Origin of the sequence: Nocardia sp. NPDC088792 (genome assembly GCF_044750615.1) — a bacterium.
Classification (GTDB): domain Bacteria; phylum Actinomycetota; class Actinomycetes; order Mycobacteriales; family Mycobacteriaceae; genus Nocardia.
On sequence record NZ_JBIVKC010000002.1, the window covers coordinates 1,764,290 to 1,778,924 of the forward strand.

At 68.7% G+C, this 14,635-nt stretch carries 16 protein-coding genes; 3 read left to right on the forward strand and 13 right to left on the reverse strand.

The window, feature by feature from the left end:
• Positions 1-3: 3 nt before the first annotated feature.
• The 3 genes from ACIP5Y_RS17210 to hemL all read right to left on the reverse strand — a co-directional run bounded on the left by ACIP5Y_RS17210 (position 4) and on the right by hemL (position 3,393).
• On the reverse strand, positions 4-606 hold the full coding sequence (locus tag ACIP5Y_RS17210; protein WP_400351093.1) for a TlpA disulfide reductase family protein: 603 nt from the start codon (positions 604-606) through the stop codon (positions 4-6).
• Positions 607-676: 70 nt separating this feature from the next.
• Positions 677-1,282 (reverse strand): histidine phosphatase family protein, encoded by a 606-nt coding sequence (locus tag ACIP5Y_RS17215; RefSeq protein ID WP_397014699.1) that lies wholly within the window; start codon positions 1,280-1,282, stop codon positions 677-679.
• Between the two features lie 791 nt (positions 1,283-2,073).
• Entirely contained in the window at positions 2,074-3,393 is a 1,320-nt protein-coding gene (gene hemL, locus ACIP5Y_RS17220; RefSeq protein ID WP_400351094.1) for a glutamate-1-semialdehyde 2,1-aminomutase, read from the reverse strand.
• A gap of 241 nt (positions 3,394-3,634) precedes the next feature.
• Between hemL and ACIP5Y_RS17225 the strand changes: the two genes are divergently transcribed.
• A complete protein-coding gene (locus ACIP5Y_RS17225) occupies positions 3,635-4,033 on the forward strand; it encodes a hypothetical protein (RefSeq protein WP_400351095.1) in 399 nt (132 codons plus the stop codon).
• Between the two features lie 90 nt (positions 4,034-4,123).
• Here the strand turns inward: ACIP5Y_RS17225 and ACIP5Y_RS17230 are convergent, their stop codons facing one another.
• The 5 genes from ACIP5Y_RS17230 to hemB form a co-directional block, all read right to left on the reverse strand.
• The gene (locus tag ACIP5Y_RS17230) at positions 4,124-4,489 is read right to left on the reverse strand and encodes a hypothetical protein (protein ID WP_400351096.1); all 366 of its coding nucleotides are present in this window, start codon (positions 4,487-4,489) and stop codon (positions 4,124-4,126) included.
• A gap of 98 nt (positions 4,490-4,587) precedes the next feature.
• Positions 4,588-4,824: a hypothetical protein gene (locus ACIP5Y_RS17235; RefSeq protein WP_400351097.1), complete on the reverse strand. Its 237-nt coding sequence runs from the start codon at positions 4,822-4,824 to the stop codon at positions 4,588-4,590.
• Complete coding sequence (locus ACIP5Y_RS17240; RefSeq protein WP_400351098.1) at positions 4,824-5,327, reverse strand: hypothetical protein; 504 nt, start codon at positions 5,325-5,327, stop codon at positions 4,824-4,826. Before ACIP5Y_RS17240 ends, ACIP5Y_RS17235 begins: the two co-directional genes overlap by 1 nt.
• 273 nt (positions 5,328-5,600) lie before the next feature.
• Positions 5,601-6,104: a hypothetical protein gene (locus tag ACIP5Y_RS17245; RefSeq protein ID WP_400351099.1), complete on the reverse strand. Its 504-nt coding sequence runs from the start codon at positions 6,102-6,104 to the stop codon at positions 5,601-5,603.
• An 82-nt stretch (positions 6,105-6,186) separates the two neighbouring features.
• Positions 6,187-7,164 carry a porphobilinogen synthase gene (hemB, locus tag ACIP5Y_RS17250; RefSeq protein WP_400351100.1) on the reverse strand — a complete coding sequence of 326 codons (978 nt, stop codon included), beginning with the start codon at positions 7,162-7,164 and terminating at the stop codon, positions 6,187-6,189.
• Between the two features lie 230 nt (positions 7,165-7,394).
• Between hemB and ACIP5Y_RS17255 the strand changes: the two genes are divergently transcribed.
• The gene (locus ACIP5Y_RS17255; RefSeq protein WP_397014509.1) at positions 7,395-7,706 is read left to right on the forward strand and encodes a hypothetical protein; all 312 of its coding nucleotides are present in this window, start codon (positions 7,395-7,397) and stop codon (positions 7,704-7,706) included.
• Positions 7,707-8,011: 305 nt separating this feature from the next.
• Here the strand turns inward: ACIP5Y_RS17255 and ACIP5Y_RS17260 are convergent, their stop codons facing one another.
• The 5 genes from ACIP5Y_RS17260 to ACIP5Y_RS17280 form a co-directional block, all read right to left on the reverse strand.
• Entirely contained in the window at positions 8,012-9,574 is a 1,563-nt protein-coding gene (locus ACIP5Y_RS17260) for a uroporphyrinogen-III synthase (protein ID WP_400351101.1), read from the reverse strand.
• Positions 9,571-10,617: a hydroxymethylbilane synthase gene (gene hemC, locus ACIP5Y_RS17265; protein ID WP_400351307.1), complete on the reverse strand. Its 1,047-nt coding sequence runs from the start codon at positions 10,615-10,617 to the stop codon at positions 9,571-9,573. Before hemC ends, ACIP5Y_RS17260 begins: the two co-directional genes overlap by 4 nt.
• Positions 10,618-10,625: 8 nt before the next feature.
• Positions 10,626-12,014 carry a glutamyl-tRNA reductase gene (locus ACIP5Y_RS17270; protein ID WP_400351102.1) on the reverse strand — a complete coding sequence of 463 codons (1,389 nt, stop codon included), beginning with the start codon at positions 12,012-12,014 and terminating at the stop codon, positions 10,626-10,628.
• Positions 12,011-12,814, reverse strand: a complete 804-nt coding sequence (locus tag ACIP5Y_RS17275) for a redox-sensing transcriptional repressor Rex (RefSeq protein WP_400351103.1) — start codon at positions 12,812-12,814, stop codon at positions 12,011-12,013. Before ACIP5Y_RS17275 ends, ACIP5Y_RS17270 begins: the two co-directional genes overlap by 4 nt.
• 302 nt (positions 12,815-13,116) lie before the next feature.
• Complete coding sequence (locus tag ACIP5Y_RS17280) at positions 13,117-13,377, reverse strand: glutaredoxin family protein (protein ID WP_400351104.1); 261 nt, start codon at positions 13,375-13,377, stop codon at positions 13,117-13,119.
• Positions 13,378-13,479: 102 nt separating this feature from the next.
• Between ACIP5Y_RS17280 and ACIP5Y_RS17285 the strand changes: the two genes are divergently transcribed.
• Complete coding sequence (locus ACIP5Y_RS17285; RefSeq protein ID WP_400351105.1) at positions 13,480-14,520, forward strand: HAD family hydrolase; 1,041 nt, start codon at positions 13,480-13,482, stop codon at positions 14,518-14,520.
• Positions 14,521-14,635: the final 115 nt, after the last annotated feature.

Genomic DNA, 14,635 nt, shown 5'->3' on the forward strand with positions numbered 1-14,635 from the left:
CGATCACGACTGCGGCTCCGCGGCCAGCCGGTTCACCAGCGGCTGCAGATCCTCGGCGAGCAGCGAACGCAGGTACACCGCGGCCACCCGATGCTGCTTGTCCAGCACGATGGTGGTCGGGATGACGCTGGTCGGGAACTTGCCGCCGAGCGCGAGCAGACTGCGCATGGACGGGTCGTAGATGGAGGGGTAACCGACCTTGTTGTCGGTCACGAAATCCTGCGCCTTGTCCTTCTCGTTGTCCCGCACATTGATGCCCAGGAAGGCGACGCCCTTGTCCTTGGAGGCCGCGTAAACCTGTTCCAGCGCAGGCGCTTCCGCACGGCACGGGCCACACCACTGACCCCAGATATTGACGACCACGACCTTGCCGGGGAAATCGTCCACCGAGGTGGTCTTCCCCGCGGTCATGAGATCCGGACCGGACAGTTTGCCGATGGTGCCGCGCTTGTCCGGCGGATCGTAGAAGATCTCGGTCTTACCGCCCGGCGAGACGAAATCGAAGGTGCCGCCCTGCGCCACCGCATCCTTACCGGCGGTGGTGCAACCGGCGACCGCCGCCACCACGGCAACGCTCGCCAGCAGAGTCGCGACAACCCGTCTCATGCTGTGCCCCCTCGGCATAAACGGGAGCCCTGCGTGGTTACGCAAGCTGCCGCCTCCGGGCTTGACCCGTTCATGCCCCCGTCACCTTGGGATCCGACGCACCCGCGGGCTCGGAGTACACGATGTCGATCAACGTATCGCCCTGGTAGACCAGCGAAGTCACCGAAGCGAGCGAGCACTGCCGCTTCCGCGGGTCGTGCCACAACCGCTCGCCCTGCAGGAAACGGCGCAGCGTCCACACCGGCAGCTGATGCGACACCAGCACCGCCTCGCGACCCGCCGCCTCGACTCGCGCCTTGTTCACCGCGGCCAGCATGCGGTGCGCGATCTGCAGATACGGCTCACCCCACGACGGAGTGAACGGATCGCGCAGCTTCCACCAGTGCCGCGGCTTGCTCAACGCCCCGTCGCCCGCCGAAACCCGCAGTCCCTCGAAGGTATTGCCCGCCTCGATCAGATTGTCGTCCGTCCGGATGATCAACCCGTGCGACGCCGCGATCGGCTCGGCCGTCTCCTGTGCCCGCTGCAACGGCGAAGCCACCACCAGCGCAATGTCATGATCCGCCAGCGACCGTGCCACGGCCTGCGCCTGCGCCCGCCCCGTCACCGACAGCTGGAACCCCGAAAGCCGCCCGTACAGAATCCCCTTCGGATTGTGCACCTCCCCATGCCGCATGACATGCACGATCGTCTCGACATCATCCGCCACATGCCCCGGCACGATCAGCCCCCCGGCAGTCCTGACAACCTCCGCCGGCTCGGAACCCGCAACCGACTCCCCGGCCACAGCGTCCCCTCCCGCAGCGGCGCCCGCACCCGGCTCGGCCGCGAAATCACTGACAGCCTTGATCGATTCGGCAAAAACCAACTCCGCCTCCACGATCTCGACCGCCGAAGCCGCCCCCGCCAACGGCGCAAACCCATCCACCGTCTCGGCAGTCGAAAAGTCATCGCCCGCAACATCTTCGGCATCCCCGGCCTCGGCAGCGAACTCGGGCGCAGCCACGGTGGCACCATCCCCGGACCGACCGTCCAGTACATCCTCGGCCTGCGCATCCGCAGCAGCCTGCACGGACGCGACAGCATCGGCCGCCGCGATCACCCCCGCTTCCGAACCGGCGGATGCGGCGGCCTCTTGAGCGCTCGCGGGATCCGTGTTGGACGCGGGGCTCGGGGATTCGGCGTCGAGGGTGGCCACGCTGGGTTCCGGCTGTTGCTCTGCGACCGGGGTTTCCGCATCCGCGGGGAGCTGCGCGCTGTCGGCGGGCGATGCGGCGCTCCGGGCCTGGGGAGAATCCGGGGTGGCGGGGAGGGGGACCGAGGTCGGGGAGACGGCGATGTGCTCGCCGGTTTGGGCGAGTTCGTCTTCGGCCTGGCGGATGGAGTCGAGGAGGCGGGCGGCCTCGGCCGGGGATAGGGGGGCCTCGTGCTGGTTGGGGACGGCCGGGCCGGAATCTGGGGTGGAGCTCACGCGGCGGATCCTTCGGGAGTGGCGGCCGCCGCGGCGCGCGCGGCGGCGGGGAGGGCGGCGGCGATGCGATCGAATGCGTTCTCGTCGAGGGCGGCGGAGACGAACCAGGTTTCGAAGGCGCTCGGCGGCGCATAGACGCCGGCGTCCAGCAGCGCGTGGAAGAAGGCTGGGAAACGCCAGGTTTCGCTCGCCTTGGCGGCGGCGTAGTCGGTGACCGGGTTCTCGGTGAAGAACACGCCCACCATATTGCCCGCGAATTGCACGCGATGCGGGACGCCTTCGGCGCTCAGCGCCTCGGTCATCAGCGCGCCCAGACGCTGCGCGTTACGGTCCAGCGCCGCATACACGTCGGCGTCGGCCGCCCGCAGCGAGGCCAGGCCCGCGGCCACCGCGACCGGGTTACCCGAAAGAGTGCCGGCCTGATAGACCGGGCCGATCGGCGCCAGCCGGTTCATGATCTCGGCCCGCCCGCCGAAGGCCGCCGCGGGCAGTCCACCGCTCATGACCTTGCCGAAGGTGTACAGGTCACCCGCCACCCCGTCGATGCCGTACCAGCCGGCGGCGCTCACCCGGAAACCGGTCATGACCTCGTCCATGACGAGCAGCGCACCGTGCGCGCGGGTGAGTTCCCGCAGGCCCGCATTGAATCCGGGCTGCGGCGCGACCGTGCCCATATTGCCCGCCGCGGCCTCGGTGATGACACAGGCGATTTCGCCCGGATTCGCCTCGAACGCCGCGGCCACGGCCGGGAGATCGTTGTAGGGCAGCACGATGGTGTCGGCGGCCTGCGCGCCGGTGACGCCCGGCGAGGTCGGCAGTCCGAGCGTGGCGACGCCGGATCCGGCGTCGGCCAGCAGCGCGTCCACGTGCCCGTGGTAGCAGCCGCTGAACTTGATGATCTTGGAGCGTCCGGTGAAGCCACGCGCCAGCCGGACCGCGCTCATGGTGGCCTCGGTGCCGGAGTTCACCAGCCGCACCCGCTCGACCGGTGCGACCCGCGCCGCGATGGCCTCGGCAAGTTCGATCTCCGCCTCGGTCGGCGCGCCGAACGACAGCCCGGAGGTGGCCGCCCGCTGCACCGCCTCGACCACGGCCGGATGCGCGTGCCCGAGAATCATCGGTCCCCAGGAGCACACCAGGTCCACGTATTCGTTGCCGTCGGCGTCGGTGAGGGTGCACCCACGCGCGGAGGTGATGAACCGCGGTGTGCCGCCGACCGATTTGAACGCCCGCACCGGCGAATTCACGCCACCCGGAATCACCTGTGCGGCGCGTTCGAAGAGTTGGGCCGAGACCTGCACGGAAGCCTGGTTCATACGCGGAGAAGAACTCACGGCACCCAGTCTCTCAGCCGCCCCCGCCCCCGTCGACGACAGGGTGTAGTCGAGTGCCCTACCCCACAACGAACCCGTCATCCTCGCACTCCTCGACGACTTCCGCATCCGCTACGCAATCCGACGCAACACGCCGGACCGATTTGACCTATTTCGGTGTCTGAAAGGTTGCTCGTGCGTAATCTTTCGACGGAGGAGCGGCATCGGCGAGAGGGTGGGACGTATGCGGGTCAGGAACGTGATGGTCGGGGCGCTCGTGCTGGCCGCCGGAGCCATCGCGAGTATCGGGCTGGGCGCCGGACAGGCGGCCGCCGGTACGCCGTTCGTGCAACTGGATCAGGGACGCGTGGGCATACAGCTCTCGCATGACGAAACCGCTTCTGTCGCAGACGGTCCCGTGCCGGCGGTGGTCAGCATGTTCGTGCCGCTGAGCCGCATGGGCGCGGGCCTGCAGCCGGATACGACCATCTACCGCGACGACAGCGGCGGCGTGCACGCCTCGCTGCGGCAGGTGATGGCGGAGGCCGCCGACCATCCGGACGGCACGGTCACCATTTACGTGAACCTGCCCGGCACCAAGGGCGGGCGAGTGCTGGATGTTTACCAGCGCTGGAACCGATAGTCGCGACGGCGCGGTCTGCGGGCGCGCCGCCGCGACTTCCCGGCCCTGAACAACCACAACGGGGCTGGGCAACCACAACGGGCCGACCGACTACAGCGTCGGAATCCCCAGACAGAACGCAGCCCACCCGGTCGAGACCAGGCAGTCCAGCGGGGGCGGTAGTAGGTCCTGCCAGGACACCGCGACCGGTGGCGACTGTGCGGCCGGCATACCCGGGACGACATCGACCGGAGCAGTAGCAATCGGAGCCACGGCTATCGGAACCGTGACAGTCGGAGCCACGGCAATGGAAGTGGTGGCAATCGGAGCAGTGACAGTCGAACTGGCGGCGATCGGAGCGGCGGCGGCCGGAGCAGCAGCGGCGAGAGGCGCCGCCATGATCGGGACCGCAGCGCCGACAACCCCCGCGACCAGCACCGCGAGTGCGGTGCGTGGCACGTGACCTGTGCGCTTCATGATCTCCATTCTCCGCACATACCCGGCCGGCCCATAGGCAAACGCGGACTTCGCACCCCCGACACGGCCGCACATTTCCGACACGCCGTACCCGCGCCTCAGCGGGCGAACCGTACCGCCCGCACCACCCCGTCGATCAACACCACGCCCGCGGCCGCCATCGACACCGCCGCCCCGGCCAGCCACGGCCCGGAATATCGCCGGGCGGTGAATCCCGGCGCATCCCCCGAAGACTGGAACCACGACGTGTGAATACCGTTGCGCCAGCACCACACCGACGCATATGCCACCGCCGCGACGAACACGAACTCGGCGAGCACGGCCAGCCACCGCATCACTCCGCCTCCTTCTCCTCGTGCCCGTCCAGCCGTTCCAGCGCGCCCGTCAGCGCGGCCCGCAACGTCACATGATCACGCGCCCACGCCTGCGCGAGCGAGCCGTCCCGCAGCTTCAGCCCGATGCCCTTGCGGCGCCGCGGCACCCCGGAGAGCTCACCGAGCGCCCGCGCGGACTGCCAGTCCTCATAATCCCAGGATTCCTCGTCATCCTCCGGCAGCACCTGCGCGATCGTGCGCAACGGCACGACTTCGGCGCCCTCACGCAGCGTGTCCGCGGTGAGCTCGACACTGATGTGCCGTTTGCCGGCAATGACCTGCAGCCAGACGAACCCGGCCAGCAGCACCGCGCAGAAGACCAGGCCGAACCAGTGCACGGCGCCGCCACGCGCGACCTCGATCGCCAGGATGATGCCGCACAGGGCGGGTCCGTAGGCGATGGTTCGCCAGCGCGCGCCTGGCTCGGAGAACAGCACGGCCTCGGGGGCTTGGACCTCACTCATAGGCCGAGCGTAAAGATCATGGTCCTCAGTGGGTGAGGCCGGGGATCAACAATACGGCGAGGGTGAGCAGTCCGAACAGGAAGAGCAGACTCAACACCAGCACATCTCGCCGAAGGCTGTGCGGTTGCTGGATCACCACGCGCATCGATGCCTCCGCCTTCCCGGCCCGAATGCACCATGCGACAACGCATGACACCCGGCTTCCGGTTCCCGAATCCTCTGTGACTGCCCTCACCATACCCGTTAGTACGCCCGTAACAAACTCGGGAGTACCTACCGCGGACCCGGCCGGAACCAGGCCTCGGATTCCTTTCGGTAGCACAGGAATACGGCCCCGGCGGCCAGCACCGTCTGCACGATTCCGGCACAGCCCGCGACCACCGCCGCGGGCCCGCCCACACTGCCCGAACCGAACAGCGTGCCGAGCGCACCGAGCGCGAAGAACACCGCCAATCCGGTGAGCAGCGCACGCGCCCAATTCTTTCCGTGCCCCATCAGGTACACGATGGCCGCACCGGCGCCGGTGAGGACCACCCACAGTAATGCCATCACCAGTGCGGCGATGGCGGCCCACGTCTGCGCCTGCGCGAGGGTGAGCCCCGGCTGCTGATCCTTCATCCGGTCGAACAGCTGCTGCGCCAACTGCTGTCGCTGCCCGAGCTGCGCCAGCATGGTGGCCACGATCTGCACGATCCCGACACCCAGCGCCGAGTACCAGAGCAGGCAGGCGGTGCGCACGTCTTCGGGTACCGGACGCGGGACCGGTGCCGGGGCCATCGGATGCCTGCCCGGCGGAGGCGCCATCGGATTCACGACCGGCGGTGCTCGTTCATGCCGGTCACGACGGACTCACCCATGATCACGAAAGCCAGTGCGCGGCTTCGGTGGCCCAGTAGGTGAGCACCATGTCCGCCCCCGCGCGCCGGATGCCGAGCAGTGATTCCAGCACGGCCGCGCGGCGGTCGATCCAGCCGTTCTGCGCGGCGGCGGTGATCATCGAGTACTCACCGGAGATCTGATACGCGGCCACCGGCACCGGCGAACGGTCGGCAACCTCGCGCAGGATATCCAGGTAGGACATGGCGGGCTTCACCATGACGATGTCCGCGCCCTCTTCCAGATCCAGTTCCAGCTCGCGGATCGCCTCGCGGCGGTTGGCCGCATCCTGCTGGTAGGTCCGGCGATCACCCTGCAGCGAGGAGCCGACGGCCTCACGGAAGGGGCCGTAGAAGGCCGAGGCGTACTTGGCGGCGTAGGCGAGGATGGCGGTGTCGGTGTGGCCGGCGGCGTCCAGGCCGTCGCGGATCGCGCCCACCTGGCCGTCCATCATGCCGCTGGTGCCGAGCAGGTCGGCGCCGGTCTCGGCCTGCGCCAACGCCATTGCCACATAGCGGTCCAGGGTGGCGTCGTTGTCGACGGCGCCGTGCTCGTCCAGTACGCCGCAGTGGCCGTGGTCGGTGAACTCGTCGAGGCAGGTGTCGGCCATCACGACGGTGGCGTCACCGACCTCCTGCACGAGCGCGCGCAGGCCGCGGTTGAGGATGCCGTCCGGGTCGCTGGCCTGACTGCCGTCGGCGTCCTTGTCCTCCGGTTTCGGGACGCCGAAGAGCATGAGCCCGCCCACGCCGGCGGTGGCGGCCTCGACGGCCGCCTTGCGCAGGGAATCCATGGAGTGCTGGAAAACGCCTGGCATGGAGGAGATTTCGCGTGGATCATCGAGTCCGTCGGCGACGAACATGGGGAGAATCAGATGCCGCGGTTCCAGCGAGGTCTCGGCAACCAGCCGACGCAGCGCGGGAGTGCGGCGCAACCGCCGTGGGCGGTCCATTCCGGTCATGTTCGCATGATATGCCCGTGCGCGTGGCGGTGTGCGTGCGCCTCCGCGGGCACCGCGTGCGTACCTCGGCAGACCTCGGGCGGGCGTCTCGCCGAGTCGCGCAATCCTGTCGCGAATGTCATTGTGAGCAGCGGATTTTGTCGGTGGCCACCGGTACAATCGAAGATGTGTTCGAGAGATTCCCGCCGGGGGTCGGTATGGATCTCGGATCGCGACGGGAAGGATTGGTCGTGCTCGCAGCCGTTACCAGCTTGTCCGACAAGGCCGCAGGTGTGCCCAAGAAGGGGGACGTCATCGATCATGCCTGGCGGCCACTTGCCAAACAGCCACTGCCCGCGGGCCGTCCGCGCTCGTGGTACATCTCTCACAATCGCCGCCTGAAGGCCATGCGCCTGGCCATCGCACTCCTGGATGCCGGCGCCTTCGCTCCCGATCAGGCGACGAACGAAAACATCAGGGCGACAGCCGAAGCCATCGGCGTGCACTGGCCCTCCGACGCCACCTGCCGGATGGTCCGCCGCATGATGCAAGCCCAACGCTGACCCACACCCGAATTCAGCGCCGCCCCGGCACCGGGGCGCGCTGCCCCAGAACGTTGCCGCGGTCCCATACCGGAAGCGGCAACAATCCGAACGCAACGAGGTCGGGCGCGTTCGGAGCCGAGAGCCGGAACCCCCTGCACCGAGCTCTCGGCGCAGCAAGAGCTTCGGCCCCCGCATCCCTCCGGACGCGGGGGCCGAACGCTCTCCAGGCCAACCAGTACTCACACCAGCGGGCCACGCAGCCGAAGCGGCACGAAAGGATCGGGCCCCGCAGCCTTTTGGGTGCGGGGCCCGATTGCCTATCACTAGCGGCTGCGGCGGCTCTTCTTCCGAGGAGGCGGCAGCAAGCCCTCGGCGCGGAGGTGGGCGGCGTGCTCGGCGAGGGCTTCGACGAGGGGGCCCACCTGGGCGATCTCGGGCTGCACATCGACGCGGAGGCCGAATTCGATTGCGGTCTCGGCGGTCTTCGGGCCGATGCAGGCGACAATGGTGCGGGCGTGCGGTTTACCGGCGATGCCGACCAGGTTCCGGACGGTGGACGACGAGGTGAAGAGCACCGCGTCGAAGCCGCCGGTCTTGATCATTTCGCGGGTCTCCGCGGGCGGCGGAGAAGCACGCACGGTGCGGTACGCGGTCACGTCGTCGATCTCCCAGCCGCGGTCGCGCAACCCCTCGGCGAGGGTCTCGGTGGCGATATCCGCGCGCGGCAGCAGCACCCGGTTCACCGGGTCGAAAACGTCGTCGTAGGGCGGGAAATCGGCCAGCAGGCCCTCGGAGGACTGCTCCCCGCTGGGCACCAGCTCCGGGTTGATGCCGAAGGACCGCACCTTCTCCGCGGTCGCCTCACCCACGCAGGCGATCTTCACACCGCTGAAAGCCCGCGCGTCCAGCCCGAATTCGGCGAACTTCTCCCACACCGCGCGCACCGCGTTGGTGGAGGTGAACACCACCCACTGGTAGCGGCCGTCGACCAGACCCTTGACCGCGCGTTCCATCTGCGCGGGACTGCGCGGCGGCTCGACCGCGATGGTCGGTACTTCCATGGGAATCGCGCCGTGGTTGACGAGCTTCTCGCTCATCTCGCCGGCCTGCTCCTTGGTACGCGGCACCAGCACGGTCCAGCCGTACAGCGCCCGCGACTCCCACCAGGAGGTCTTGGCCCGCTTCTCGACTTCCTTGCCGACCGTCACGATGAGCGGCCCGACCATCTCGGAGGCCGCGTTGTTCAGGGTGGCGAGGGTGGCGTCGATGGTCCGCTGCTGCCGGGTGGTGCCGCGCACGGTCACCGCGACCGGAGTCTGCGGCGCCATGCCGTGCTCCACCAGCGCGCTGGCGGTCTCGGCCAGATGCCCCGAGGTGGCGTGCAGCACCAGCGGTCCCGGCGCGGCCGCCACGGCCGCCCAGTCCACCTCGCCGCGCACATCCACTTCGGTGTGGCTGGAACCCAATTCGATGCCCGCGTAGGCCGGCACCGTGGAGCCCGCCGACAGACCCGGCAGCACCTCGAACGCGAGATGCGAACGGGTGACGGCATTGACCTCCTGGATCACCGAATCGGTGGTCATCGGGTCGCCGGACACCAGCCGCACCACGTCGTGGCCGTTGCGGGCCTCGGCGATCAGGGTCTTCGCGACTTCGGCCGGATCACCCAGGGCGGGGCGGACATCGACGGGCGGCTCCCCGTCGAGTTCGGGTTCTACTGCGGCGCCGATCAGGGCGAGCACGCCCTTGTCGACATCGGGATCGGTGAACGCCAGCTCGGCCCGTTCGAGCACCTCGCGGGCCCGCACGGTGAGCAACGCCGGATCACCGGGCCCGGACCCCACGAAAAGGATCCGACCGGGATTCTTCTTCGAGGCTCGGCTCATCGTTGTGTCTCCATTGGGCTGGGATTGCTGCTGTCGGTGTGCTCTACGGTGTTGGCTGAGGAGACCCCAGATTCCTCTGTGACACTGAGCAAGTCGCGCGCCCCCAGCTCCAAGAGCTCACGCGCCAATGAGCGGCCGAGCTCCGCGGCTTCCGCGAGAGAGCCGACCGCTGACGCCCGGACCACGTCCGAGCCGTCGATCGCCGCCGCGCAGGCGCGCAGCGACAACTCCTCCACCACCCGGCCGTCGTCGTCGAGCGAATCGACGACCTCGGCCAGCGCACCGATCGGTGCGGTACAGCCGGCCTCCAGTTCGGCCAGCAGGGCCCGCTCGGCGGTGATGGCGGCACGGGTGCCGGCATCGTCGAGGGCGGACAGGATGGTCACGAGTTCGGTGTCCACGCTGCGGCATTCGACCGCGAGCGCCCCCTGCGCCGGAGCGGGCAGCATCTGCACCGGCTCCAGGGATTCGGTGACGGCATCGAGGCGGTCGATGCGGGCCAGGCCCGCTCGCGCCACCACGACGGCATCGAGTTCACCGTTGGATACCTTGGAAAGTCTGGTATCGAGATTGCCGCGCAGCGGCACGATCTCGACGCCGAGGCCGAGGGCCTTCAGCTGGGCGGCCCGCCGCGGCGCCGAGGTCCCGATGCGGGAGCCCGCCGGCAGCTCCCCCAGCACCAGGCCGTCGCGCGCCACCAGGGCGTCGCGCGGATCCTGCCGGGCCGGGATGGCGGCGATATCGAAGCGTTCGTCCTGCGCGGTGGGCAGATCCTTGTAGGAGTGCACCGCGATGTCGACCGTGCCGGCGATCAATTCCTCGCGCAGCGCGGCGGTGAAGACGCCGACGCCGATCTGCTGCACGGGTGCCGAGGACTGGTCACCGGCGGTCTTCACGACGACCAGTTCGGCCTGTTGCCCATTGGCGATCAGGGCGTCCCGTACATGCCCGGCTTGAGTCAGCGCGAGCAGGCTGCCGCGTGTCCCGATGCGCCACGGCGCATCCACGGTCCCGCGAACCACATTGTCTGTTTCCTGCACCATCGCTCCGGTCATGCGGTCCGCCCCTGCTCGTCGCCCGGGTGGGCGGCAGTGAAATCATCGGCCAGTTCGCCCTTGAGGGCGGCAATCTCCATCGGTGCGGCAACCGCTTGTGCCGCACCGGGTTTGAGTTCGAACAGCTCGCGCAACGCTTCGGCGTAGGTATCTCCACCGGGGGTGGAGGCGAGTTGTTTGACCCGCACGGTCGGCGCGTGCAGCAGCTTGTCGACCACGCGGCGCACGGTCTTGGCGACCTCTTCGCGTTCGACGGCGGCGAGTCCCGGTAGTCGGGAATCGAGTCTGAGCATTTCGGCCTCGACCACGTCGGCGGCCATCTGCCGCAGCGCGGCCACGGTCGGGGTGACCTCGGCCATGCGCTGTCCGGCAAGGTATTTGGCGAGCTCGTCGGCGACGATGGTGCGCGCGGCCGCGGTGTCGTCGGCGGCCGCGCCGGCCGACGGATCGCGCTGCAGCGTCTCCATGTCGATGACGGTGACACCCGGCAGCCCCGCCACCGCGTGCTCCACATCGCGCGGCAGGCCCAGGTCGCAGATGACCAGTTGCGCCGCCGCGCGTTCGGCGGACAGCGCCCGGTGCACATCGGCGATGCTCACCACGGTGCCGACCGCGCCGGTACACGTGACGACCACTTCCGCGCGCGCCATGGCCTCGGCCAGCCGGTCGATGTCGACCGCCTCGGCGGCAACTCCGTGCATGGTGGTGGCGGTATCGGCAAGCCGCTGCGCCTTTTCCAGCGTCCGGTTCACCACGATGATGTTCTCGACCCCGCCGCGCGCGAGCTGTGCGACGGCCAGCCCGCCCATGGCTCCCGCGCCCAGCACGAGGGCCGTGCGACCGTCCAGCGGGCCCAGCACCAGGCGGGCGCGATCCAGCGCCACCGACACCACCGAGGCGCCCGCGCGGTCGATTCCGGTCTCGGAGTGCACCCGCTTGCCGACCCGCAGCGAATGCTGGGCCAGTTCGTGCAGGGTGCGCCCGGCGGCCTGCTGCGCGTCGGAGGCGGCGTAGGCGGCGCGGATCTGGCTGAGCACCTGCTGCTCGCCGATCACCATGGAATCCAGGCCGGAGGCGACGGCGAACAGGTGCTCGGCGGCGGCCTCGGCATAGCGCACGTAGGCGTGTTTGGTGAGTTCCGGCAGCGCCAAACCCGAATGCTTGGTGAGCAATTCGCTGATCTCACCGAGCGCCGGGTGGAAGGCGTCCACTACGGCGTAGATCTCGACGCGGTTGCAGGTGGAGACGATCATGGCCTCGGAGACGTGACTGGAGGCCAGCATCTTGTCGGTCAGCTTCGGGCGGTCGGTCTCGGTGATCGCGATCTTCTCGAGCACCGATACCGGTGCACTTCGATGCGAGATCCCGACGAGAAGCACGCTCATGGCTGGACCACCGCTCCCTTGCTGGTTGTCTCCGTGTGAATCGGTGCCATGCGCCTGATCGGCGCCGACACCACGGTCACGGTCTCACCCGCGGCCATCGCTTCCTCGGCGGCCAGCTCGGCACTGCGAGCCCGCTCGAAGGACAAGAGCTGCATTTCCACCGCGAGGTCCACGCGCCGCACTTCCACGTGCGGCGGCGCGTCCAGCGCGACGGGCGAAAAACTGAGCACGCATTGCACGCCGGCGGCGACCAGCAGGTCGCAGACGCCCTGCGCGGCCGCGTCCGGCACGGTGATGACGGCGATGGTCGGTTCCAGCGCGGTCACGGCCTCCGGTAGTTCGGCCACATCCCGCACCGCGAGCAGGCCCGTACCGGTCGGGATGGTCGTGCCGATGACGGCGGGATCCTTGTCGAACAACCCGACCATGGCGAAACCGCGACGGCGGAAACCGCCGTACCCGACCAGCGCCCGGCCCAGATTTCCCGCGCCCACCAGCACCACCCGGTGCCCCTCGGACAAACCGAGCACATCCTCGATGCGGTCGCGCAGCTTGATCACGTCATAACCGACACCGCGGACACCGTTGGGTCCGAGGAACGAAAGATCCTTGCGCAACTTGGCAGAACCGACACCCGCCGCGACAGCCAGTTCCTCACTCGATACGATGGCTACACCGTCGTCGGCAAGTACGGCGAGAACCCGGAGGTACGTGGCCAGCCTGGCCACCGTGGCCTGCGGGATGTCCTTCTGCAGAGCCTTGGAGACGCCACCGGTCGGCGTCTCGTGCTGCTCTGTCACGTCGCTTGCGCTCCTCGTCCGGCCGGGGATAAATGTCCGGGTTCTATATCTCGAGACGCCCCGGGACCGTCGCGGGGCGGTCCGACAGGCGAGGTCGAGTCAGGTTCAGGGGGTCGCTTCCGCTGCCCGAAAGGCGGGTTGCGTGCCACCACCGTAACTGCTTGTGAAGCCCTGCACAAAGTCGGTGAATTCAGTCACTCTGCAGCGGGCTCCGGCCCCTGGATTATTCAACCCTCCGCGACCCGAACCCGCTACGCAACGCGCCGTACAGGGGTTAGGGGGCTTCGCCCCGAAAATCCCGTTCAGCGCGCCAGGTCGGCCCGCAAACGCGGTTCGTCCACATCGAAATAGCTGTGCTCACGGCCATCCAGCAACACCACCGGCAGCCGGTCCCCGTACTCCGCACGCAGGCCCGGATCGCTGGCCGCGGCCACGTCGACATCGATCGTCCCGACCTCGATGCCGTATTCGGCGCAGAGGGGACGCAATTGATCCAGTGCCACCTGGCACAGCCCACAGCCGTTACGAGTCAGCAGAGTCACCGAGTGTGTGGAATCGCTCATGCCTGCCATCCAACACCTTGCCGTTATGTCGTTCACCGTCTACGTTCCGGCCACCCATGAGCGTTACTGTGGACTTGTCGCGCTAACAAGGCGGAGGTACTGGTGCCGGAACGATCGAAAGAGGCGAGGACGGGTTTGATCGCGGGCCGATTCGGTGAATTTCCGGCGCGCTGGGCAGAGGGTCTGCAGGACCAGTTCACCCGGATAACTCGCAGTCCGTTCGGACCCAGCGAGGAGGAGGTCCGCGCCAATCTGGCCGGCGAGGCCAGCGCCGACGCCGCGCTGGCACTGCACGACGCCGAACTCCGCGCCGCCGCCCCCGATCTGGGCTTCGACGACGACACCCCGCACCCCGCCGCACCCCGCGACCTCACCGCCGCCGCGTTCTTCGACGTGGACAACACCATGGTGCAGGGCGCGTCCATCGTGCACTTCGCGCGCGGGCTCGCCGCCCGCAAGTACTTCAAGACCTCCGACCTGGTCGACATGGCTTGGAAGCAGGTCAAATTCCGGGTCACCGGCCGGGAGAGCCACGCGGACATGGCCAGTGGCAAGGAGAAGGCGCTGTCCTTCATCGCCGGCCGCTCCACCGCGGAACTCGCCGCGCTCGGCGAGGAGATCTACGACGAGATCATCGCCGACAAGATCTGGCCCGGCACCCGCGCACTCGCGCAGATGCATCTGGATGCGGGCCAGCAGGTCTGGCTGGTCACCGCGACACCCGTCGAGCTGGCACAGGTCATCGCCAAACGCCTGGGCCTGACCGGCGCGCTCGGCACGGTCGCGGAGAGCCGCGACGGCGTGTTCACCGGCCGCCTGGTCGGCGACATCCTGCACGGCCTCGGCAAGGCGCACGCGGTGCGCACCCTGGCCATTCGCGAGGGCCTGAACCTCAAGCGCTGCACGGCATATTCCGACAGCCACAATGACGTGCCCATGCTCTCGCTGGTCGGCACGGCCGTGGCCATCAATCCCGACGCCGACCTGCGCGAAGTGGCGAAGAACCGCGGGTGGGAGATTCGCGACTTCCGCACCGGCCGCAAAGCCGCCAAGGTCGGCGTGCCGACGGCACTCGCACTCGGCGCGGCGGGCGGCGCGGCCGCGGCCGTGCTGTCCAGGCGCAAAGAAGCAAAAGCCAGCTGACGCGTATATGCCGAAGCGACAACTGATTTCGCAAGGATCCGGGTAACTCACCGGGCACGAGCAAATCGGATCGGCACCCAACCGCTGCCCGCGTCCCCGAATGTCGACGGCTCTC